This window comes from Xanthomonas sp. MLO165 (assembly GCF_018831305.1).
Taxonomy (GTDB): Bacteria; Pseudomonadota; Gammaproteobacteria; order Xanthomonadales; family Xanthomonadaceae; genus Xanthomonas; species Xanthomonas arboricola.
The window spans coordinates 2,975,322-2,997,414 of the sequence record NZ_CP029263.1 but is presented as its reverse complement, the minus strand read 5'-3'; the positions used below and the strand labels follow the sequence as shown (position 1 = coordinate 2,997,414).

Annotated in this window: 21 protein-coding genes and 1 tRNA gene; 21 read left to right on the top strand and 1 reads right to left on the bottom strand. The window is 64.5% G+C overall.

The window, feature by feature from the left end:
• Positions 1 to 95 precede the first annotated feature (95 nt).
• Genes DGN21_RS12600 through DGN21_RS12585 form a run of 4 tightly spaced genes read left to right on the top strand, consistent with a single transcriptional unit; the run spans position 96 to position 4,448 of the window.
• Positions 96 to 788 (top strand): methylamine utilization protein, encoded by a 693-nt coding sequence (locus DGN21_RS12600; RefSeq protein WP_126965965.1) that lies wholly within the window; start codon positions 96 to 98, stop codon positions 786 to 788.
• On the top strand, positions 785 to 3,151 hold the full coding sequence (locus tag DGN21_RS12595; RefSeq protein WP_024937986.1) for an EAL domain-containing protein: 2,367 nt from the start codon (positions 785 to 787) through the stop codon (positions 3,149 to 3,151). The genes DGN21_RS12600 and DGN21_RS12595 overlap by 4 nt, the downstream gene beginning before the upstream one ends.
• Positions 3,148 to 4,020, top strand: coding sequence for a DUF3034 family protein (locus tag DGN21_RS12590; protein ID WP_160954462.1), 873 nt, complete (start codon positions 3,148 to 3,150; stop codon positions 4,018 to 4,020). Before DGN21_RS12595 ends, DGN21_RS12590 begins: the two co-directional genes overlap by 4 nt.
• A complete protein-coding gene (locus DGN21_RS12585; protein WP_126965967.1) occupies positions 4,020 to 4,448 on the top strand; it encodes a group 1 truncated hemoglobin in 429 nt (142 codons plus the stop codon). Before DGN21_RS12590 ends, DGN21_RS12585 begins: the two co-directional genes overlap by 1 nt.
• Positions 4,449 to 4,732: 284 nt before the next feature.
• Here the strand turns inward: DGN21_RS12585 and DGN21_RS12580 are convergent, their stop codons facing one another.
• A complete protein-coding gene (locus DGN21_RS12580) occupies positions 4,733 to 5,533 on the bottom strand; it encodes an SDR family oxidoreductase (RefSeq protein ID WP_126965968.1) in 801 nt (266 codons plus the stop codon).
• A 112-nt stretch (positions 5,534 to 5,645) separates the two neighbouring features.
• Here DGN21_RS12580 and tpiA point away from each other — a divergent pair, with 112 nt between their 5' ends.
• The 17 genes from tpiA to nuoN all read left to right on the top strand — a co-directional run bounded on the left by tpiA (position 5,646) and on the right by nuoN (position 21,983).
• Positions 5,646 to 6,401 (top strand): triose-phosphate isomerase, encoded by a 756-nt coding sequence (gene tpiA, locus DGN21_RS12575; RefSeq protein ID WP_024937982.1) that lies wholly within the window; start codon positions 5,646 to 5,648, stop codon positions 6,399 to 6,401.
• Positions 6,402 to 6,434: 33 nt separating this feature from the next.
• The gene (gene secG, locus DGN21_RS12570) at positions 6,435 to 6,908 is read left to right on the top strand and encodes a preprotein translocase subunit SecG (RefSeq protein ID WP_024937981.1); all 474 of its coding nucleotides are present in this window, start codon (positions 6,435 to 6,437) and stop codon (positions 6,906 to 6,908) included.
• Between the two features lie 49 nt (positions 6,909 to 6,957).
• A tRNA-Leu gene (locus DGN21_RS12565) sits at positions 6,958 to 7,042 on the top strand.
• A gap of 102 nt (positions 7,043 to 7,144) precedes the next feature.
• Positions 7,145 to 7,501 (top strand): NADH-quinone oxidoreductase subunit A, encoded by a 357-nt coding sequence (locus DGN21_RS12560; RefSeq protein ID WP_003485539.1) that lies wholly within the window; start codon positions 7,145 to 7,147, stop codon positions 7,499 to 7,501.
• Positions 7,492 to 8,046, top strand: a complete 555-nt coding sequence (locus tag DGN21_RS12555; protein ID WP_016944318.1) for an NADH-quinone oxidoreductase subunit B — start codon at positions 7,492 to 7,494, stop codon at positions 8,044 to 8,046. The genes DGN21_RS12560 and DGN21_RS12555 overlap by 10 nt, the downstream gene beginning before the upstream one ends.
• Positions 8,047 to 8,082: 36 nt before the next feature.
• The gene (locus DGN21_RS12550) at positions 8,083 to 8,835 is read left to right on the top strand and encodes an NADH-quinone oxidoreductase subunit C (RefSeq protein ID WP_126965969.1); all 753 of its coding nucleotides are present in this window, start codon (positions 8,083 to 8,085) and stop codon (positions 8,833 to 8,835) included.
• Complete coding sequence (locus tag DGN21_RS12545) at positions 8,832 to 10,139, top strand: NADH-quinone oxidoreductase subunit D (RefSeq protein ID WP_016902995.1); 1,308 nt, start codon at positions 8,832 to 8,834, stop codon at positions 10,137 to 10,139. The genes DGN21_RS12550 and DGN21_RS12545 overlap by 4 nt, the downstream gene beginning before the upstream one ends.
• Positions 10,136 to 10,663: an NADH-quinone oxidoreductase subunit NuoE gene (gene nuoE / locus DGN21_RS12540; protein ID WP_016902996.1), complete on the top strand. Its 528-nt coding sequence runs from the start codon at positions 10,136 to 10,138 to the stop codon at positions 10,661 to 10,663. Before DGN21_RS12545 ends, nuoE begins: the two co-directional genes overlap by 4 nt.
• Before the next feature lie 3 nt (positions 10,664 to 10,666).
• Positions 10,667 to 12,001 carry an NADH-quinone oxidoreductase subunit NuoF gene (gene nuoF, locus DGN21_RS12535; RefSeq protein WP_024937978.1) on the top strand — a complete coding sequence of 445 codons (1,335 nt, stop codon included), beginning with the start codon at positions 10,667 to 10,669 and terminating at the stop codon, positions 11,999 to 12,001.
• Positions 11,998 to 14,232, top strand: a complete 2,235-nt coding sequence (nuoG, locus tag DGN21_RS12530; RefSeq protein WP_126965970.1) for an NADH-quinone oxidoreductase subunit NuoG — start codon at positions 11,998 to 12,000, stop codon at positions 14,230 to 14,232. The genes nuoF and nuoG overlap by 4 nt, the downstream gene beginning before the upstream one ends.
• Positions 14,229 to 15,320, top strand: coding sequence for an NADH-quinone oxidoreductase subunit NuoH (gene nuoH / locus DGN21_RS12525; RefSeq protein ID WP_039522183.1), 1,092 nt, complete (start codon positions 14,229 to 14,231; stop codon positions 15,318 to 15,320). The genes nuoG and nuoH overlap by 4 nt, the downstream gene beginning before the upstream one ends.
• A 3-nt stretch (positions 15,321 to 15,323) precedes the next feature.
• The gene (gene nuoI, locus DGN21_RS12520; RefSeq protein WP_002810206.1) at positions 15,324 to 15,812 is read left to right on the top strand and encodes an NADH-quinone oxidoreductase subunit NuoI; all 489 of its coding nucleotides are present in this window, start codon (positions 15,324 to 15,326) and stop codon (positions 15,810 to 15,812) included.
• A 4-nt stretch (positions 15,813 to 15,816) separates the two neighbouring features.
• Entirely contained in the window at positions 15,817 to 16,479 is a 663-nt protein-coding gene (locus DGN21_RS12515) for an NADH-quinone oxidoreductase subunit J (RefSeq protein WP_172837831.1), read from the top strand.
• Positions 16,476 to 16,781: an NADH-quinone oxidoreductase subunit NuoK gene (nuoK, locus tag DGN21_RS12510; protein ID WP_006450557.1), complete on the top strand. Its 306-nt coding sequence runs from the start codon at positions 16,476 to 16,478 to the stop codon at positions 16,779 to 16,781. The genes DGN21_RS12515 and nuoK overlap by 4 nt, the downstream gene beginning before the upstream one ends.
• A gap of 7 nt (positions 16,782 to 16,788) precedes the next feature.
• Entirely contained in the window at positions 16,789 to 18,963 is a 2,175-nt protein-coding gene (gene nuoL / locus DGN21_RS12505; protein WP_126965971.1) for an NADH-quinone oxidoreductase subunit L, read from the top strand.
• Between the two features lie 20 nt (positions 18,964 to 18,983).
• Complete coding sequence (locus DGN21_RS12500) at positions 18,984 to 20,486, top strand: NADH-quinone oxidoreductase subunit M (RefSeq protein WP_039522180.1); 1,503 nt, start codon at positions 18,984 to 18,986, stop codon at positions 20,484 to 20,486.
• A gap of 36 nt (positions 20,487 to 20,522) precedes the next feature.
• Positions 20,523 to 21,983 carry an NADH-quinone oxidoreductase subunit NuoN gene (nuoN, locus tag DGN21_RS12495; protein WP_024937972.1) on the top strand — a complete coding sequence of 487 codons (1,461 nt, stop codon included), beginning with the start codon at positions 20,523 to 20,525 and terminating at the stop codon, positions 21,981 to 21,983.
• The last annotated feature ends 110 nt before the right edge of the window (positions 21,984 to 22,093 follow it).

The window sequence follows — 22,093 nt, the reverse complement described above, 5'->3', positions numbered from 1 at the left end:
TTGCATTCACCTCAGCCGATAACCCAGTCTGATCGCTAGCGCGACGTCGGATTCGCCTGGCGCCCGCTGCCGATTGCACTAGGCTTGGGGGGCGCATGCGGACGCAGTGGTTCAAACGGATCGGCCCGGTTTTGGGGTTGCTGGCGTACTGCGCCGCAAGCTGTGCGTGGGCGACGCCGCTCAGCGTGACCGTCGTCGATGCCAACGGCATGTTGGTCGATGCGGTAGTGAGTCTGGAGCCGGCACGTCCGGTGGCCGCCGGTGGGGCGCCCAGGACCGTCGAGATGGACCAGGTCAACTCGCAGTTCGTGCCTGCGGTGCTGGCGGTGCGCACCGGTACCTTGGTGCGGTTTCCCAACAACGACCAGATTCGCCATCAGGTCTATTCGTTCTCTGCCGCAAAGCGTTTTGAGTTGCCGCTGTTCCAGGGCAGCACTGCCGCGCCGGTGCGCTTTGACCAGGCTGGTCTGGTGACGGTGGGCTGCAATATCCACGACTGGATGCTGGGCTATATCGTGGTGCTGGACACGCCGTATTTCGGCAAGACCGGCAGCGACGGTCGCGTGCAGCTGGACGCGCCGGCAGGCAACTACACCTTGCGGGTCTGGCATCCGCGCATCAAGGGCGCTGCACTCGCCGAGCCGGTGGCGCTTGCGCGCGAGGCCGTGCAACGGCGCGTGACCTTGCAGACCACCGGCGCCGCACCGGCGGTGGCACCTCCGGATGCGCGCGTGCGCGCGCTGCAGGACAAGTTCCGCCGCGCCGACCCGCAGAAGCCCAAGCCATGAAGGCCATGCGCCTGCATACCCGCATCGCGGCGTTTCTGGTGCTGGTCGTGCTTGCCACGCAGGCGTTGACCTTCATCGCGGTGCAGGTCGCCACCGAGCGCAGCGTCAAGGCGCAGCTCGGCGAAGAGCTGCAGATCGGCGAGCGCGTCTGGCAACGCATCAATCTGCGCCGCGACGAACAACTGCTGCAGTCGGCCTCGGTGCTGGCCGACGACTTCGGTTTCCGCGCGGCCGTGGCCAGTGGCGATGTGCCGACCATGCAATCGGCATTGCGCAACCACGCCGCGCGCATGTCGGCGCAGACCGCGCTGCTGCTGGCCCCGGATGGCGAATTTTTGACCGGACTTGCCGATCTGCCGCAAACCGAACAGCTGCGCGCAGTGCAGACCCTGCTGCAGCAGGCGCAGCGCGATGGGCGTGCGGTGGGCGTGGTCGCACTGGACCGACGCATCGTGCGGCTGGCGGTGGTGCAGGTACTGGCACCGAGCCGGGTGGGCTGGATCGCGATCGGCAACGAATCCGGCGACGGTCTCGCACAGGATTTCCGTTCCACCACCGGGCTGGATGCGACCTTCTTCACCGATGGTCCGCCGGTGCGGGTGCTGGCGTCCACGCTGGAGCCGGCTGCGCGCGCCGAGTTCGCGCAGCAGTTGCCGACCGCCGAACGCGCACAGGGCGCGGCGGTCGCGTTGACGCTGGCCGAGTCGCGTTACCTGGTCAAACTGCAGTCGATCCAGGGCGACAGCCATGTGCGGGTCGCGCTGCAGGCCTCGCTGGATCGCGCGGTGGCGCCGTACCGCGTGCTCAAGTTGCGCATCCTGCTGCTGGCGGGCCTGGCCACGGCTGCGGCGCTGGGTGTGGCGATCTTCCTGGCGCGCAGCGTCAGCAGGCCGGTCGCGCAGCTGGTGCAGGCAGCGCGGCGCATCCAGCGCGGCGACTACCACACCGCGGTCGAGGTGCCCTCCGGGCGCGAACTGGCCGAGTTGGCCGACAGCTTCGGGCGCATGCAGCAGCAGATCGCCAGTCGCGAGCAGCACATCCTGCATCAGGCGCGCCACGATGCCCTGACCGGTCTGCCCAATCGCATCTGGTTGCTGGAGCGGCTGAAGGACGTGGTGGAGCAGACCGTGGCCTCCGGCGGCACGGCCGCAGTGCTGATCCTGGATCTGGAACGCTTCAAGGAACTCAACGACAGCCTGGGCCACGATTTTGCCGACCAGGTCCTGGTCGAAGCAGGCCGCCGCCTTGCCGACGTGGTGCAGGAACCCAATCTCGTCGGGCGGCTGGGCAGCGACGAATTCATGGTGGTGGTGGCGCAGACAGATGTCACCACCGTGCAGCAGGATGCACAGCGCTTGCTGCTGCAGTTGCGCCGCCCGCTGGCGCTGCCGCAGGCGCGCATCCAGCTGGAGGCCAGCATCGGCATCGCCCTGATTCCCGAACACGGCGCCGATCCGGACACCTTGTTGCGGCGCGCGGACATCGCACGGCGCCAGGGCGGCAACGTCACCACCGTCGGCGCCAGCGTGTATCGCCTGGGCCAGGACGAGCAGCATCTGCGCCGGCTGCGCCTGACCGGCGATCTGCGCCAGGCCATCGGCGGCAACGAACTGACCTTGCGCTTCCAGCCCAAGATCTGCCTGCGCAACGATCGCGTCGAACAGGTCGAGGTGCTGGTGCGCTGGCAGCATCCGGTGCTCGGAGCGATCGGCCCGGACGAATTCATTCCGCTGGCCGAGCACTCCGGCGTGATCCATCCCTTGACCCGCTTCGTGCTGGACGAGGCGCTGCGCTGCCAGGCGCAATGGCGCAGGCAGGGGCTGGAACTGGGCATGGCGATCAATCTCTCCGCACTGGATCTGTCCGACCCCGGCCTGCCCGATTACGTGCGTGGCCGTCTGGAGCATCACGCGGTGCCGGCGCAGTCGGTGACGCTGGAACTGACCGAAAGCGCGCTGATGCGCGATGTCGAATCGGCGCTGCACATGCTGCACCAGCTGCGCAGCGTCGGCGTGCGTCTGTCCATCGACGACTTCGGCACCGGCTATTCCTCGTTGGCGCAACTCAAGCGCATGCCGGTGAACGAATTGAAGATCGACAAGAGCTTCGTCATGCAACTGGCCGAGGGCACCGACGATGCGTTCATCGTGCGCAGCACCATCGATCTGGGGCACAACCTGGGCTTGAGCGTGATCGCCGAAGGCGTGGAGAACGCCACCGCGCTGGGGCTGCTGCGCGGTTATGGCTGCGACATGGTGCAGGGCTATCTGTATTCGCCGCCACTGGAAGAAGTGCCGCTGGTCGCCTGGTGCATGCGGCAACTCGATCTGGCGCCGGCGGCGCAGGCAGGAGTGCATCGATGAGCAAATGGCGGGGCGCGCTGCTGTCTGTGGCACTGGCCGGGCTGGCCAGCGCACCCGCGTCGGCGATCGCCGGCGACGGGCGCCTGCTCGCCACCGGTGGCGTGTCGATGATCGAAGGCAGCAGCGGTGGCGGCATCGTGCCGTGGGCCACGCTGTCGGGCTACGGCACCCGCGACGAACTGGGCAGCGTGCTGTTCGCCACGCATGTGGACAGCGGCGATTACCGGCTCGACGTGCAAGGTGCCGCGCTGACGGTCGGCAACCGGCTGGAACTTTCGCTGGCGCGGCAACGGCTGGATCTGGGCACCCTGCAGGACCGGCTGGGCCTGCCGTGGAATGCGCTTGGCCAGGACGTGTTCGGCGCCAAGCTGCGGGTCTACGGCGATCTGGTCTACGGACATGCGCCGCAGGTCAGCGTGGGCGTGCAGTACAAACGCCTGCGCAATGGCACGCTGCCGCTGGCGATCGGCGCGCGCGACGATCACGGCACCGACGTGTATGTCAGTGCCAGCCGCTTGTTCCTGCAGGCCGCGGGCGGCTATCAACTGCTGCTCAACGGCACCTTGCGCGCGACCCGCGCCAATCAGACCGGCTTGCTCGGTTTCGGCGGCGATCGCCGCAACGCCTATCGGCTGGTCGGCGAAGCCAGCGCCGCCGTCGTGCTGTCGCCGGCGTGGGTGGTCGGCGTGGAATATCGCGACAAGCCCGACAATCTCGGCTTCGCCCGCGAGCAGGCCTGGGCGGATGCATTCGTGGCCTGGTTTCCCAGCAAGCATGTGTCCCTGACCGCGGCCTGGGCCGAGCTTGGCGACATCGCCACGCTCACCGACCAGCGCGGTACCTATCTTTCCCTGCAGGTGGCGTTCTGATGAATCGACGGCTGCGCTGGCCCTTGCTGTGCATGCTGGCGCTGATGAATGCCTGCGCCACCACGCAACCGCGCCCCACGCTCTACGACGAACTCGGCGGGCAGGCCGGAATCGAAGCGCTGGTGGAAACCATGCTGTCGCGCATCGCCGACGACCAACGCATCGTCGACAAGTTCGCGCGCGTCAACATCGTGATGCTCAACGAGCGCCTGGTGCAGAAGTTCTGCCATGTCGCCGACGGCCCGTGCCCGGATACCGCCAAGTCGATGCAGCAGGCGCACGCGCACCTGGCCATTCGCGAAGGCGACTTCAATGCGCTGGTGGAGGATCTGAACTGGGCGATGGATCAGCGCAAGATTCCGCGCCGCACGCAGAACCGTCTGCTGGCGCGGCTGGCGGCCATGCATGGCGAAATCGTCAATCACTGAGGGTGTCGCATCGCTGCCGCGCGCAGTGATGGACGCGCGTGGTCGCTGCTCGTAACACCATGTTTCCAGCCACGGACTGCGGCGCTGGGCGGGGCCGTTCAAAGCATCCGACGTCCGCTCGCGACGTATTGCCAGTCGCCCTGCGCTGCAGACAGGAGCGAGGCTGCGGCCGGTATCGGTGGTGGCCATGGCAACGGACAAGCTGGCAGTTGCAAGCGGCGCGCGGTCACGGGTGTGTGGCTGCGCAGGCAAGACGCTGCAGGCAGCCGATGCGCCGCCGCCTCTCACTGCAACGGACGCACCCGCTGCGATCCGCGCGCCATCAGGCGCAGTGCGAGCGCATGCGGCATCACGCGCAAGGCCGCATTGACCAGGCGATAGCGCCAGCCCGGCACGGCCAGCACCTGGCCGCGTTCCAGCGCGGCAATGCCGTACTCGGCCACGTCGTCGGCCTGCAGCCACGCCCAGCGGGGCAGGGTGGACATCGCCGCGCGGGTGCCGGTGACATCGTGAAACTCCGACCAGGCAAAGCCGGGACACAGCGCGCAGACCTTGACCGTGCAGTCGGCGTTCTCCAGTGCCAGCGATTCGCTGAAGCGCAGCAGGAAGCTCTTGCTGGCTGCGTACAGCGTCTGCCCGTCGGCACTCGGCGTCAGTGCGGCGAACGAGGCCACATTGAGGATCCGGCCCTGGCCGCTGGCGCGGATCATCGGCAAGAGCCGCCAGGTCAGTTCGCACACCGCGCCCACCATCACCTGCAGAAAGCGTGCGTGCGTGGCCCAGTCGTTGTGCAGATAGCGGCCCGGCACGCCGTAGCCGGCGTTGTTGACCAGGGTGCCCACCGTCCAGCCATTGCGCTGGATCTGCGCAACCAATGCTTCGACCGCGGCGGGATCGCCCAGATCGGCCGGCACCACTTCCACCTGCACCAAGGGCCGCAACTCCTCGGCCAGCGCCTGCAGCCGGTCGACCCGGCGCGCGGTCAGGATCAGCGGCACGCCACGCCTTGCGTAGGCACGCGCAATCTCGCGGCCGATGCCGCTGGAGGCGCCGGTGACCAGCGCGAAGACAGGCGAAACGGACATGGCAGGTTCCTGGTGGAGGAGGGGGAGGACAGGCAATGGACAGAAGTGTGCCGGCTGCCGACAGGGCATGGGCTATTCTGTCGCCTGTCTTCCACTCAGGAACCTGCGCCTGATGCGTCGAAAGATCGTTGCCGGAAATTGGAAGCTGCATGGCAGCCGCGCCTTCGCCACCGAACTGGTGGCCCAGATCGCTGCGCACATGCCCCTGGAGGGTGTCGATGTCGTCATCCTGCCGCCACTGCCTTACCTGGGCGACCTGATCGAGGATTTCGAGGAACACCATCTGTGTTTCGGTGCCCAGGACGTCAGCAGTAACGAGAAGGGCGCCTACACCGGGGAAGTCTCGGCCACGATGCTGGTCGATGTCGGCGCCGAGTACGGGCTGGTCGGCCACTCCGAACGGCGCCAGTACCATCGTGAGAGCAGTGAGCTGGTGGCGCATAAATTCGCCGCCGCCATGCATGCCGGGCTGATTCCGGTGCTGTGCGTGGGCGAGTCGCTGGAACAGCGCGAGGCCGACCAGACCGAGGCTGTGCTGCGCGCCCAGCTCGCGCCGGTGCTGGCGCTGGTGGGCAGCGCGGGCTTTGCCCGCGCCGTGCTCGCCTACGAGCCGATCTGGGCCATTGGCACCGGCCGCACCGCCAGCCCGGAGCAGGCGCAGGCGGTGCACGCGTTCCTGCGTGGCGAAGTCGCGAAGGCGGATGCTAGAATCGCCGACTCTCTGCCCATCCTGTACGGGGGCAGTGTCAAGCCCGATAACGCCAGCGAGCTGTTTGCCCAGCCCGACGTCGATGGCGGGCTGGTCGGAGGCGCCTCGCTGGTCGCCGAGGATTTCCTGGCCATCGCGCGTGCGGCGGCCGCTTGTTAACCCATTAAGTTTTGTCCGGGGACGGATTTCGAAATGCTGATGTTGATCCTCAATGTGGTCTACGTGCTGGTCGCGCTGGCGATGATTGCGCTGATCCTGATGCAGCGTGGTGCGGGTGCGGCAGCCGGTTCCGGCTTCGGCGCCGGCGCGTCGGGCACCGTGTTCGGCTCGCAGGGCGCGTCGAACTTCCTGTCCAAGTCGACCAAGTGGCTGGCGGTGGTGTTCTTCAGCATCAGCCTGTTCATGGCGTGGTACGCCACCCACGGCGCACGTCCGACCGACCAGAACCTGGGCGTGATGTCGCAGTCGGCCACCCCGGCGCCCGCCGCTGCGGGCGAGCTGACTCAGCCGTTGCCGCAGGCGCCGGCCGCCGGCGCAGTCCCGACCGCTCCTTCGCAGCCAGTGCCTGCCGCAACTCCGGCTGCAACGCCGGCGCAGTCCGCACCGGCACAGCAGGTGCCCGCGGCACGCGAAGAAAACGCTTCAGAACCAGCACAAAAACGCTGAAGCCGGTTACAATACGCTGCGCACTGGGATGCCCAGCGGCGCAACGTATGCCCAGGTGGCGGAATTGGTAGACGCACTACCTTGAGGTGGTAGCGACTTAGGTCGTAGGGGTTCGAGTCCCCTCTTGGGCACCATTGTTTGGCTGCAGTTCCTGCGCATCGCTGGTCGCGCGCGGGGTCTGCCTATACCCCATGCCGGCACGCGGCGCGTGCGGGCAGAGGCAAGAGAGAATCGCTGTGCTGGCCGAATATTTGCCGAGTCTGCTGTTTCTGATCGTCGCCACCGGTATCGGCATCGTGCTGATGCTGGTCGGTCGATTCCTCGGTCCGCGTAGTCCGGACCCGCGCAAGCTCTCGCCTTACGAGTGTGGCTTCGAAGCCTTCGAAGACGCGCGCATGAAGTTCGACGTGCGCTACTACCTGATCGCGATCCAGTTCATCGTGTTCGATCTGGAAATCATCTTCATCGTGCCGTGGACACAGGTGTTCATGGAGATCGGCGCACGTTCGCTGGTCACCATGGGCCTGTTCGTCGGCATGTTGTTCCTTGGCTTTATCTACGTGTGGAAGAAGGGAGCGCTGGAATGGGAGTGATTCAGACCCTGGATCGTCTGATGACCAACCCGATGCCGGAAGGCCGGGTGGAAGACATCCTGCGCCCGGAAGGCGAAAACCCGCTGCTCGAGAAGGGCTATGTGACCACCAGCGTCGATGCGCTGCTGAACTGGGCGCGCACCGGCTCGATGTGGCCGATGACCTTCGGCCTGGCCTGCTGCGCGGTCGAGATGATGCATGCCGGTGCCGCGCGTCTGGATCTGGACCGCTACGGCGTGGTGTTCCGCCCGTCGCCGCGCCAGTCCGACGTGATGATCGTGGCCGGCACGCTGGTCAACAAGATGGCCCCGGCGCTGCGCAAGGTCTACGACCAGATGCCGGACCCGAAGTGGGTCATCTCGATGGGCAGCTGCGCCAATGGCGGCGGCTACTATCACTATTCGTATTCGGTGGTGCGCGGTTGCGATCGCATCGTGCCGGTGGACATCTACGTCCCCGGTTGCCCGCCGACCGCCGAGGCGCTGGTATACGGCATCCTGCAGCTGCAGAAGAAGATCTGGCGTACCCAGACCATCGCGCGCTGACACCCGTCTTCTTCTACTGAGAGCAGCCAAGCCCCCATGGCAGAGCAAGCATCTTCCTTCACTGACCGACTTGCGGCACGTTTCGCCGGTGCGCAGATCGCCGTGGCATTGCCGCGCGGCGAAGTGACGCTGGAAGTCGCTGCGGCCGATTGGCACGCCACCTGTCTGGCCCTGCGCGACGAGCTCGGTTTCGAACAGCTCAGCGACCTGTGCGGCGTCGATTACCTGGGCTACGGCAGCGACGAGTGGGATACCGCCGACGTGTCGTCGCAGGGCTTCAGCCGCGGCGTCGAGGGCAAGGCCGTCGGTCGTTTCGCCTGGGGCGAATTTCCCAGCCAGGAAAGCTCCGGCGGCGCCCATCCGCAGCACATGCCCAAGCAGCGTTTTGCGGTGGTCGCGCAGCTGATCTCCTACCAGCACAACCAGCGTCTGCGCGTGCGTTGCTACGCACCGGACGAGCAGGTACCGATGGTGGCCTCGTTGACCGATATCTGGCCCGGCGTGAACTGGTTCGAACGCGAAGCCTTCGACCTGTTCGGCATCGTCTTCGATGGTCATCCGGACCTGCGCCGCATCCTGACCGACTACGGATTTGTCGGCCATCCGTTCCGCAAGGATTTCCCGCTGATCGGCAACGTCGAAGTGCGTTACGACGATGAGCGCAAGCGTGTCGTGTACGAGCCGGTGACCTCGGTCGAGCCGCGCGTCGGTGTGCCGCGCGTGATCCGCGACGACGCCCGTTATGAGACTGCCGCTGGTGAAGTGGGCAAGTCGGAGACCGCCAAGTGAGTGAGTTCCGCCAGGCAACCGATGCCTTCGCGAGCAATCCTGTCGAAAGCAAGCAGGAAATCCGCAATTACACGATGAACTTCGGCCCGCAGCATCCTGCGGCGCACGGCGTGCTGCGCCTGATCCTGGAAATGGACGGCGAGACCGTGGTGCGCGCCGATCCGCATATCGGCCTGCTGCACCGTGGCACCGAGAAGCTGGCCGAATCCAAGCCGTTCAACCAGTCGGTTCCGTACATGGACCGCCTGGATTACGTGTCGATGATGTGCAACGAGCACGCCTACGTGCGCGCGATCGAGTCCCTGATGGGCATCGAAGTGCCCGAGCGTGCGCACTACATCCGCACCATGTTCGACGAGATCACCCGCATCAAGAACCACCTGATGTGGGTCGGTTCCAACGCGCTCGACCTGGGCGCGATGGCGGTGATGCTGTACGCGTTCCGCGAGCGCGAAGAATTGATGGACGTCTACGAGGCGGTCAGTGGCGCGCGCATGCACGCTGCCTACTACCGTCCCGGCGGCGTGTATCGCGATCTGCCCGATCGCATGCCCAAGTACAAGGAATCCCGCTGGCACAAGGGCGGGGCACTGAAGAAGCTCAATGCAGCGCGCGAAGGCTCGATGCTGGACTTCCTCGAGGATTTCACCAATACGTTCCCGTCGCGTGTGGACGAGTACGAGACGCTGCTGACCGATAACCGTATCTGGAAGCAGCGTACCGTCGACGTCGGCATCATCAGCCCGGATCTGGCGCGTGCCTGGGGCATGACCGGCCCGATGCTGCGTGGCTCGGGCATCGAATGGGACCTGCGCAAGAAGCAGCCGTACGCCAAGTACGACGCGGTGGAGTTCGACGTGCCGGTCGGCACCAATGGCGATTGCTACGACCGCTATCTGGTGCGCGTGGCCGAGATGCGCGAGTCCAACCGCATCATCAAGCAATGCGTGAAGTGGCTGAAGGCCAACCCCGGCCCGGTCATGGTCACCAATTTCAAGGTCGCTCCGCCAAGCCGCGAAGGCATGAAGGACGACATGGAAGCGCTGATCCATCACTTCAAGCTGTTCAGTGAAGGCTACTGCGTGCCGGCTGGCGAAACCTATTGCGCGGTCGAAGCGCCCAAGGGCGAATTCGGCTGCTATCTGATGTCCGATGGCGCCAACAAGCCGTTCCGCGTGCATCTGCGCGCGCCGGGCTTTGCGCATCTGTCGTCGATGGACGCAGTGGTGCGTGGCTATCTGCTGGCCGACGTCGTGGCGATGATCGGTACTTACGATTTGGTTTTCGGTGAGGTTGACCGATGAAGGCGACGGGTAATTTCGAAGCGGCGCGCGACGTCGATCCGCAGGTGGTGCTGAGCGACAAGACGCGCGCGCACATCGATCACTGGTTGAGCAAGTTTCCGCCCGATCGCAAGCGTTCGGCCGTGCTGCAGGGCCTGCACGCTGCGCAGGAGCAGAACCAGGGCTGGCTGACCGACGAGCTGATTGTCGGCGTGGCCAAGTATCTTGACCTGCCGCCGGTGTGGGCCTACGAGGTCGCCAGCTTCTACTCGATGTTCGAGACCGAGAAGGTCGGCCGCCACAACGTGGCGTTCTGCACCAACATCAGCTGCTGGCTCAACGGCGCCGAAGATCTGCTGGCGCACGCGGAAAAGAAACTGGGTTGCAAGCTGGGGCAGTCGACAGCCGATGGCCGCGTCTACCTCAAGCGCGAAGAAGAGTGCCTGGCGGCCTGCTCTGCAGCGCCGATGATGGTCATCAACGGCCATTACCACGAGCACCTGACGAAAGAGAAGGTCGACGCGCTGCTGGACGGGCTGGAGTAAGACATGGCACATCATCACGCACCCTCAGGCCCGGTCGGTCCGGCGCCGTTGCCACATCAGGTCGTCTACACGACGCTGCACTACGACACCCCGTGGTCGTACGAGAGCTATCTGAAAACCGGTGGCTACGCCGCGCTGCGCAAGATCCTCGAAGAGAAGATCGCGCCGGCCGACGTCATCGAGATGGTCAAGGCGTCCAACCTGCGCGGCCGTGGCGGCGCAGGCTTCCCGACTGGCCTGAAGTGGTCGTTCATGCCCAAGGGCACGATGCAGAAGTACATCCTGTGCAATTCGGACGAATCCGAGCCGGGCACCTGCAAGGACCGCGACATCCTGCGTTACAACCCGCACTCGGTGGTGGAGGGCATGGCGATCGCCTGCTACGCCACCGGCTCGACCGTGGGCTACAACTATCTGCGTGGCGAGTTCCACCACGAGCCGTTCGAGAACTTCGAGCTGGCGCTGGCCGATGCCTATGCCAACGGCTGGCTGGGCAAGAACATCCTCGGCAGCGGCGTGGATATCGATATCTACGGTGCGCTGGGTGCCGGTGCCTACATCTGCGGCGAAGAAACCGCGCTGATGGAATCGCTGGAAGGCAAGAAGGGCCAGCCGCGCTACAAGCCGCCGTTCCCGGCCAACTTCGGCCTGTACGGCAAGCCGACCACCATCAACAACACCGAGACCTATGCGTCGGTGCCGGCGATCATTCGCAACGGCCCAGAGTGGTTCCTGGGGCTGAGCAAGACCAAGAACGGCGGCCCGAAGATCTTCTCGGTGTCCGGCTGCGTGCAGAAGGGCGGTAATTTCGAAGTGCCGCTCGGCACCACCTTCGACGAACTGCTGGAAATGGCCGGTGGCCTGCGTCCGGGCCGCAAGCTCAAGGGCGTGGTGCCTGGCGGCGTGTCGATGCCGGTGCTGAAGGCCGACCAGGTCGCCGGGCTGCAGATGGACTACGACACCTTGCGTGCGCTCGGCACCGGCCTGGGGTCGGGTGCGATCGTGGTGCTGGATGACAGCGTGTGCTGCGTGCGCTTCGCCTGCCGCATCTCGCAGTTCTTCCACAAGGAATCCTGCGGCCAGTGCACCCCGTGCCGCGAGGGCACCGGCTGGATGCACCGCGTGCTGGAGCGCATCGTCGCCGGCAAGGCGACGATGGAAGACCTGCATCAGCTGCGCACCGTTGCCGGCCAGATCGAAGGACACACCATCTGCGCCTTCGGCGAGGCGGCGGCGTGGCCGATCCAAGGCTTCCTGCGCCAGTTCTGGGACGAGTTCGAGTACTACATCGTCAACGGTCGTTCGATCGTCGACACGCACGTCGGAGTGGCCGCATGAGCGCCCAACCAGTGAACCCCAACGTGCCACCGGACCATGTCACCGTCGAGATCGACGGGCAGTCCCTGGTGGTGCCGAAGGGTTCGATGATCATCCAGGCGGCCGACAAGGCCGGCATCCCGATCCCGCGCTTCTGCTACCACGAGAAGCTGCCGATCGCGGCCAACTGCCGCATGTGCCTGGTGGACGTCGAGAAATCCCCGAAGCCGTCGCCCGCCTGCGCCACGCCGGTGATGGACGGCATGAAGGTCACCACGCGTAGCGAAAAGGCGCTGAAATACCAGCGCAGCGTTATGGAGTTCCTGCTGATCAACCATCCGCTGGACTGCCCGATCTGCGATCAGGGCGGCGAGTGCGAACTGCAGGACGTGTCGCTTGGTTACGGCCGTTCGGTCAGCCGCTTCAACGAGCGCAAGCGCGTGGTGCCGGACGAGGACATCGGTCCGCTGGTTGCCACCGAAATGACCCGCTGCATCCAGTGCACCCGTTGCGTGCGTTTCACCGCAGACATTGCCGGCACCTACGAGCTGGGTGGCATGTATCGCGGCGAGAACCTGCAGATCGGCACCTACGACGGCAAGCCGCTGACCACCGAAATCTCCGGCAACGTCATCGACGTCTGCCCGGTGGGCGCGCTGACCAACAAGGTGTTCCAGTTCCGTGCGCGTCCGTGGGAGCTGATGGCGCGCGAGTCGCTCGGCTACCACGATGCGATGGGCTCGAATCTGTTCCTGCACGTGCGTCGCGGCGAAGTGCTGCGCACCGTGCCGCGCGAGAACGAGGCGGTCAACGAGTGCTGGCTGTCCGATCGCGATCGTTATTCGCATCAGGGCCTGTATGCGGAAGACCGTGCGGTCAAGCCAATGAAGAAGGTCAACGGGCAGTGGACCGAGGTGAGCTGGGCCGAAGGTCTGGCCGCCGCGACGCAGATCCTGCGTGACAACGCCGGCGATCAGCTCGGTGTGCTGGTGCATCCGTCCACCTCCAACGAAGAGGGCGCCTTGCTCGCACGTCTGGCCGAAGGCCTGAACAGCGGCAATCTGGATCACCGCCTGCTCAACCGTGATTTCTCCGATGCTGCGGTGGCCGAAGCGTTCGCCACGCCGCTGGCCGAGATCGAGCGCGCCGATGTAGTGGTGCTGTTCGGCACCAACGTACGCCACGAGCTGCCGTTGCTGCATGCCCGCCTGCGCAAGGCCAGCATCCAGAACGGAACGCAGATCCATTCGGTCAACCCGGTCGATTTCGATTTTGCCTTCACCCAGGCAAGCCGCACGGTCGTTGCGCCGTCGCAGCTGGCCGGTGCCCTGGACGATGCGGCGTTGCGCGATGCGGTCAAGGGCGCCACACGCGCCGTGATCGTGGTCGGCGCACTGGCTGAAAACCACCCGCAGGCTGCCGCATTGCGTGCCGCTGCACGCGACTTCGCCGCTGCAACCGGCGCCTCGCTGTGCCGCATCCCGCAGGGTGCGAACGCGGTCGGTCTGGTGTCGCAGGGTGTGCTGCCGACCGCACGCGATGTCGCCGGCATGCTGGCGCAGCCGCGCCAGGCCTACGTGCTGTATGGCATCGAGCCGGGTCTGGATTTCGCCGATGCCGCCGCTGCACGCAGCGCCCTGGCGGGTGCCAAGGTGGTCGCGTTCAGCCAGTTTGCCTGCGTCTCGACGCGCGACGTGGCCGATGTGATCCTGCCGATCGGTGCGCTGCCGGAAATCGACGCATCGCTGACCAATCTGGATGGCCGCGTGCAGACCGCACGTGCCGCCGGTCGCCTGCCGGTCGAAGCGCGCGAAGGCTGGCGCGTACTGCGTGCACTCGGTGGCGAGCTGGGTCTGGCCGGTTTCGAATTCATCGATCTGGTCGGCCTGCGTGCCGGCATGCAGAACCGTTCCGTCAGCCCTGTCGCCTCGGCGCAGCCGGCTGCGAGCAGCGACGGGCTGGAAGTTGCCGCCACCGCTGCGATCTATCGCACCGATGCGGTGGTGCGTCGCGCCGCCGCGCTGCAATCGCATCCGCTCAACATCGCGCCGTGTGTGGCGATGCATCCGGAGCAGGCTGCGCAGTTGCAGGTCGGCGCTGGTCAGATGGTCAAGGTCGGTACCGACGCCGGTAAGGCGACGTTGCCGGTAGTGCTGGACAAGCGCGTCGCACCGGGCACGGTGTGGATCGAATCCGGCCATGGCGCAACCGCGCCGCTCGGTGCCGGTCGTGTAACGGTGGTGGCTGCATGAACGAATTGCTGTTGAACCTGGTCGATCCCCTGCACCAGTGGTTTGTCGGTCTGGGCGATGGCGGCGTGGTGCTGTGGACCGTGCTGAAGATCCTGCTGATCACCGTGCCGGTGATCGTGTCGGTGGCCTTCTACGTGGTCTGGGAGCGCAAGCTGATCGGCTGGATGCACGTGCGTCACGGGCCGATGTACGTGGGCATGGGTATCTTCCAGGCCTTCGCTGACGTGTTCAAACTCCTGTTCAAGGAGATCGTGCAACCGAGCAGCTCGCACAAGGCGATGTTCATCATCGCGCCGCTGCTGACCCTGGCGCCGGCCTTCGCGGCCTGGTCGGTGGTGCCGTTCGACGCGCAGCTGGTGCTGTCCAACGCCAACGTCGGTTTGCTGTATCTGCTGGCGATGACCTCGCTGGGCGTGTACGGCATCATCCTGGCCGGCTGGGCGTCCAACTCCAAGTACGCGTTCCTGGGTGCGATGCGCTCGGCCGCGCAGGTGGTCAGCTACGAAATCGCGATGGGCTTTGCGCTGGTCGGCGTGATGATCGCCTCCGGCAGCGTCAACCTTAGCCAGATCGTGTTCGCGCAGGCGGGCAGCTCGGGCTTCTTCGACTGGTTCCTGATTCCGCTGTTCCCGTTGTTCATCGTGTACTGGGTGTCCGGCGTCGCCGAAACCAACCGCGCGCCGTTCGACGTGGTGGAAGGCGAATCGGAAATCGTCGCCGGCCACATGGTGGAGTACTCGGGCGGTGCGTTCGCGCTGTTCTTCCTGGCCGAATACGCCAACATGATCCTGGTCAGCTTCCTGATCTCGATCTTCTTCCTGGGCGGCTGGTTGAGCCCGATCCAGGGTTGGGTCAATGCGGATATCTCGCCGTGGATCGACTGGTTGTGGAAGGGCGGTTGGCCGTGGCTGCTGATGAAGGTGTTCTTCTTCGCCAGCGCCTACATCTGGTTCCGTGCCAGCTTCCCGCGCTACCGCTACGACCAGATCATGCGTCTGGGCTGGAAGGTGTTCATTCCGCTCACGATCGTGTGGATCGCAGTGACGGCGTTGATGGTGTTTTACGGCGTGATCCAGAAGGGCGTGTAACTGATGAACAAGATCACCCATTACTTCAAGAGCCTGCTTCTGCTCGAACTGCTAGGTGGCCTGTGGCTGACGTTGAAATACACGTTCAAGCCCAAGTACACCGTGCTGTACCCGATGGAGAAGTTCCCGCAGTCGCCGCGTTTCCGTGGCCTGCACGCATTGCGTCGCTATCCCAACGGCGAAGAGCGCTGCATCGCCTGCAAGCTGTGCGAAGCGGTGTGCCCGGCGCTGGCGATCACCATCGACTCGGCCAAGCGCGAGGACGGCTCGCGCCGCACCACGCGCTACGACATCGATCTGTTCAAGTGCATCTTCTGCGGCTTCTGCGAAGAAAGCTGCCCGGTGGACTCGATCGTCGAGACGCACATCCTCGAGTACCACTTCGAGAAGCGTGGCGAGAACATTGTCAACAAGCCGCAGCTGCTGGCGATCGGAGACCGGTTTGAAACCGAGATCGCCGAGCGTCGCGCTGCCGATGCCGCCTTCCGTTGAGGTCATGATGGACTGGGTCACTATTGCTTTTTACGCCTTCTCCGCCGTCGCGGTCGTGTCCGCCGGTGCGGTGATCAGCGTGCGCAACCCGGTGTACGCCGTGTTGTGCCTGATCCTCACCTTCTTCTCGATGGCATGCATCTGGTTGCTGGTCGGCGCCGAGTTCCTCGGCGTGACGCTGGTGCTGGTCTACGTCGGCGCGGTGATGGTGCTGTTCCTGTTCGTGGTGATGATGCTGGACATCGACACCAGCCGCCTGCGCGAAGGGTGGGTCAAGTACATGCCGGTCGGTGTCATCGTGGCGGTTGCCATGCTGGCGCAGATGGTCACCCTGATCGGGGTCAAGGCGCGCAGTGCCGCACCGTTCCCGGCCGATAACGCCGCTGCGCAGGCCGCCGACGTGTCGAACCTGACCTGGCTGGCCAAGACCCTCTATACCCAGTTCCTGCTGCCGTTCGAGTTCGCCGCGGTGATCCTGACCGTGGCCGTGGTGGCCGCGGTGATGCTGACCCTGCGCAAGCGCACTGGCATCAAGCACCAGAATGCGGGCGAGCAGTCGCGGGTGAAGGCGGGCGATCGTCTGCGCATGGTCAAAATGGCGGTTGAAAAGCCGGTACAGGTCGCGCCGAAGCTGGATGCGGCCGACGGACAGGAGGCGAAGTCTTGATTACCTTGGGCCACCTGCTGGGACTGGGCGCGGTGCTGTTCTGCATCTCCCTGGCCGGCATCTTCCTCAACCGCAAGAACGTCATCGTGCTGCTGATGTCGATCGAGCTGATGCTGCTGTCGGTCAACGTCAACTTCATTGCGTTCTCGCGCGAGCTTGGCGACCCCGCCGGTCAGCTGTTCGTGTTCTTCATCCTGACCGTTGCCGCCGCGGAGGCTGCGATCGGCCTAGCGATCCTGGTGACTCTGTTCCGCACGCGCCGCACGATCAATGTGGCCGAAGTCGATACGTTGAAGGGCTGACCTGTAGATGGAAATCACTCTCTCCAAGAGTCTGTTGATCGCGGTGGTGCTTGCACCGCTGGTCGGCAGCATCATCGCCGGCCTGTTCGGTCGCCAGGTAGGGCGCAAGGGCGCGCAATACGTCACCATCCTGGGTGTGGCGGTCAGCTGCGTGCTGTCGTGCCTGACGCTGTATCAACTGGTGGAGCAGGGCGCCAGCCCGTTCAACCAGAACCTGTACACCTTCTTCGATGTCGGTAACTACTCGGCGCATGTCGGCTTCATGGTCGATCGCCTGACCGCGATGATGATGGTGGTGGTGACCTTCGTGTCGCTGCTGGTGCACATCTACACCATCGGCTACATGGAAGAAGACCCGGGCTACCAGCGTTTCTTCAGCTACATCTCGTTGTTCACCTTCTCCATGCTCACGCTGGTGATGAGCAACAACTTCCTGCAGCTGTTCTTCGGCTGGGAAGCGGTGGGTCTGGTGTCCTACCTGTTGATCGGTTTCTGGTTCAAGCGCCCGACCGCCGTGTTCGCCAACATGAAGGCGTTCCTGGTCAATCGCGTCGGCGACTTCGGCTTCATTCTCGGCATCGCCGGTGTGCTGCTGTGGTTCGGCTCGCTGGATTACTCCACCGTGTTCGCCAACGCGACCACCATGGCCGGTGCCAAGGTGCAGCTGTTCGCGGGGCATGAGTGGAGCGTGATGACGCTGATCTGCATCTGCCTGTTCATCGGCGCGATGGGCAAGTCGGCGCAGGTGCCGTTGCACGTGTGGCTGCCGGACTCGATGGAAGGCCCGACCCCGATTTCGGCACTGATCCATGCCGCGACGATGGTGACCGCCGGCATCTTCATGGTCGCGCGCATGTCGCCGCTGTTCGAGCTGTCGGAAACCGCGTTGAACTTCATCCTGTTCATCGGTGCGACCACGGCCTTCTTCACCGGCCTGATCGGCATCGTGCAGAACGACATCAAGCGCGTGGTTGCGTACTCCACGCTGTCGCAGCTGGGCTACATGACCGTGGCGCTGGGCGTGTCGGCGTATTCGGCCGCCGTGTTCCACCTGATGACGCATGCCTTCTTCAAGGCGCTGCTGTTCCTGGCGGCCGGTTCGGTCATCATCGGCATGCACCACGAGCAGGACATGCGCAAGATGGGCGGCCTGCGCAAGTACATGAAGGTGACCTACTGGACCAGCGTGATCGGTACCTTGGCACTGGTCGGCACGCCGTTCTTCTCCGGCTTCTACTCCAAGGACACCATTATCGAGGCAGCCGCACACCATGCCCATGAGTCGCATAGCTGGATCGCGACCTATGGTTATTGGGCAGTGCTCGGCGGCGTGCTGGTGACCAGCTTCTACAGCTTCCGCCTGCTGTTCCTGACCTTCCACGGCAAGGAACGCTTCCGCGATGCCCATGCGCACGCTGCGCATGCACACCACGACAGTGCGCACACCGATGCCGAGGCGCAGGTCCACGCGCACGATAGTCATGCGCACGACGTGCATGCACACAATACGCACGGCCACGACGACCACGGTCATGGCCACCATGGTGCCCACGAGCCGCACGAATCCAAGTGGGTGGTGACGCTGCCGTTGATCCTGCTGGCGATCCCGTCGGTGGCGATCGGTTTCTTCACCATCGGTCCGATGCTGTTCGGCACCGACTGGCAGGGCCACCACGCCGCGCATGCGCTCAAGGGGCAGGCAGTGTCGTTCTTCACCGGCATCGTCGATTTCTACGATCCGGCGCGTGACACCGTCGGCGCACTGGCCGAAGAGTTCCATGGCCCGGTCGCCTTCGCGGTGCATGGCATGATGGCGGCACCGTTCTTCCTGACGGTCGCCGGTCTGCTGCTGGCTGCGCTGTTCTATCTGTGGAAGCCGGAACTGGCCACCAAGTCGCGCAAGGCGTTCGCGCCGGTGGTGTGGCTGCTGGAAAACAAGTACGGCTTCGACAAGCTCTGGATCAATGGCTTCGCCGGTGGCGGCGTGGTCCTTGGCAAGGCGTCACGTGCCATCGATACCCATGTGGTCGACGGTGTCGTCGTCAATGGTTCTGCCCGACTGATCGACCTGGCTGCAAATCTGCTGCGTCGCACGCAATCCGGTTTCCTCTATCACTACGCCTTCGCAATGATCATCGGTTTGATCGCCTTGTTGGCGGTACTGATGCATTTCTGGCGTTGACCTGTACGGAATAAGAAAACGTGTCGAACTGGCCTTTACTGTCTATCTTGATCTGGCTGCCGATTATCGGTGGCGCCTTGATCCTTGCGTTGCGCAACGCCGAGACTGCCCGCTGGGCATCGTTGGCGGTGGCGGTGGCGACCTTTGTGCTGAGTCTGCCGCTGCTGGGCTACGACACCGCCAATGACGCCATGCAGTTCATCGAACTGCATGCCTGGATCCCGGCCTACAACATCGGCTACAACCTGGGCGTGGACGGCATCGCGGTCGCGTTGATCGTGCTGACCACGCTGGTGACGGTGCTGGCGCTGATCGGTGCCTGGCGCTCGATCGACAAACGCGTCAATCAGTACGTGGCCGCCTTCCTGATCCTGGAAGGCGTCACGGTCGGCATCTTTGCCGCGACCGACGCGATGCTGTTCTATGTCTTCTTCGAAGCCATGCTGATCCCGATGTTCCTGATCATCGGCGTCTGGGGCGGTCCGCGGCGCATCTACGCGGCGATGAAGTTCTTCCTGTACACCTTCCTCGGCTCGGTGCTGATGCTGGTGGGCCTGGTCTACCTGTACCTGAAGGGCGGCAGCTTCCAGCTGGCCGATCTCTACGCGCTGCAGCTGACCGCCAAGGAGCAGACCTGGATCTTCTTCGCCTTCCTGATCGCGTTCGCGGTCAAGGTGCCGATGTTCCCGGTGCACACCTGGCTGCCGGATGCGCACGTCGAAGCGCCGACCGCCGGTTCGGTGATTCTGGCCGCGATCGCGTTGAAGATCGGTGGCTACGGCTTCCTGCGCTTCAACCTGCCGATCGTGCCGGATGCAAGCCACGAGTTCGCCTGGCTGGTGATCACGCTGTCGCTGATCGCGGTGATCTACGTCGGTCTGGTAGCCCTGGTGCAGGACGACATGAAGAAGCTGGTGGCGTATTCGTCCATCGCGCACATGGGCTTTGTCACCCTTGGCACCTTCATCGCCTTCACCCTGGTGCGTGAGTACGGCAGCACCGATGCCGCCCGCCTGGGCCTGCAGGGTGCGATGGTGCAGATGATTTCGCACGGCTTCGTGTCCGGTGCGATGTTCTCCTGCATCGGCGTGTTGTACGACCGCATGCATACCCGCCGCATCGCCGATTACGGTGGCGTGGTCAACGTGATGCCGTGGTTTGCGACGTTCTCCATGCTGTTCTTCATGGCCAATGCTGGCCTGCCGGGTACCAGTGGCTTCGTCGGCGAGTTCATGGTGATCCTGGCTAGCTTCCAGAAGCATCCGCTGGTTGCCTTCGCTGCCGCCACCACGCTGGTGATCACCGCCGCGTATACGCTGTGGCTCTACAAGCGCGTGTTCTTCGGCGAAGTGGCCAATGCCCATGTGGCCGAGCTGAAGGACATCAATGGCCGTGAGGCGTTCGTGCTGGGGGTGTTCGCCGTTGGCGTGCTGGCCCTGGGCCTGTATCCGAAGCCGCTGACCGATCTGATGGAACCATCGATCGCCAAGCTGGCTACCCAGATTGCCGCGTCCAAGCTGTAACAGCTTGCCGTACGTTTTGATTTCCAGGATTTGATGATGACCACGCCAACGCTCGCGCCGTTGACCACCGCTGACCTGGCTCCGCTTGTTCCGGAGCTGGTGCTGATCGGCGGCGCCTTTGCACTGCTGATGCTCGACCTGTTCGTGAGCCAGCGGAACAAGGTCTGGACCCACCTGTTCTCCGTCGCCGTGCTCGCGGTGGTGTTCGCGCTGTTGGCGACCGGTACGGGCGGGCAGGGCGAGATCTTTCACGGCATGTTCGTGCGCGACACCGCAGCCGACGTGATGAAGACGGTGATCGTGCTGGTCAGTGGCCTGAGCCTGGTCTATGGCTGGACCTACCTGCGCGAACGCAATCTCTACCAGGGCGAGATCCCGGTGCTGGTGTTGTTCGCCACCGCCGGCATGATGCTGCTGACCTCGGCCGGCAGCCTGCTGATGGTGTACCTGGGCCTGGAACTGCTCGCGCTGTGCTCGTACGCATTGGTCGCCTCCAATCGCGATAACGGCCTGGCTACCGAAGCGGCGATGAAGTACTTCGTGCTCGGTTCGTTGGCCTCGGGCCTGCTGCTGTACGGCATGTCGCTGGTCTATGGCGCCACCGGTACGCTGAGCCTGAGCGGCATCCACGACGCGATCGAAGGCTCCAACGAGCGCACGCTGCTGCTGACCGGCACCATCTTCATGATCGCCGGCGTGGCCTTCAAGCTGGGTGCTGCCCCGTTCCACATGTGGTTGCCTGACGTGTATCAGGGGGCGCCGGCGCCGATTGCCTTGTTCATCAGCTCTGCGCCCAAGCTCGCTGCCTTCGGTATGGCGTATCGCCTGCTCGAGGTCGGCATGGGGCCGCTGTCGCCGCAGTGGCATCTGTTGATCGGCGGCCTGTCTGCGGTGTCGCTGGTGATCGGCAACCTGATGGCGATTGCGCAGAGCAACCTCAAGCGCATGCTGGCGTACTCGACCGTCTCGCACATCGGCTTTCTGTTGATGGGCGTGGCCGGTGGTGGCGAGGAAGGCTATGCCGCGGCGATGTTCTACGCGGTGAGCTATACCATCATGTCGACCGCCGCGTTCGGCGCGATCATCGCGTTGTCGCGCAACGGCTTCGAAGCCGAGAACATCGATGATTTCAAGGGACTCAACGCACGCAATCCGTGGATGGCCGGCCTGGTGCTGTGCATCATGGCCTCGCTTGCGGGTATCCCGCCGTTCCTGGGCTTCTGGACCAAGCTGGCGGTGCTCAGCGCCGCAGTAAATGGCGACATGCTGTGGCTGGCCCTGGTCGGTGTGCTCTGCGCGGTGATCGGCGCCTTCTACTATCTGCGCGTCATCAAGGTCATGTACTTCGATGAGCCGGTGGGCGAGCCGCTGCCGGCCAACAACGACCGTGTGCTGGGTACCGTGCTCGGTGTCAACGCGCTTGCGTTGCTTGCGCTGGGCCTGGCCTGGAGCCCGATCATGGTGTGGTGCCAGCGTGCATTTGCAGGCCTTGCCTGAGTCACAGTCGTGGCATGACCTCGCGGCACATGTGCACACGCACTGTTGATGGGCCGACTGAAATAAAGTCGTGATTGCTGTTTCGTTTTTGTTGCAATGCGGTTATCATT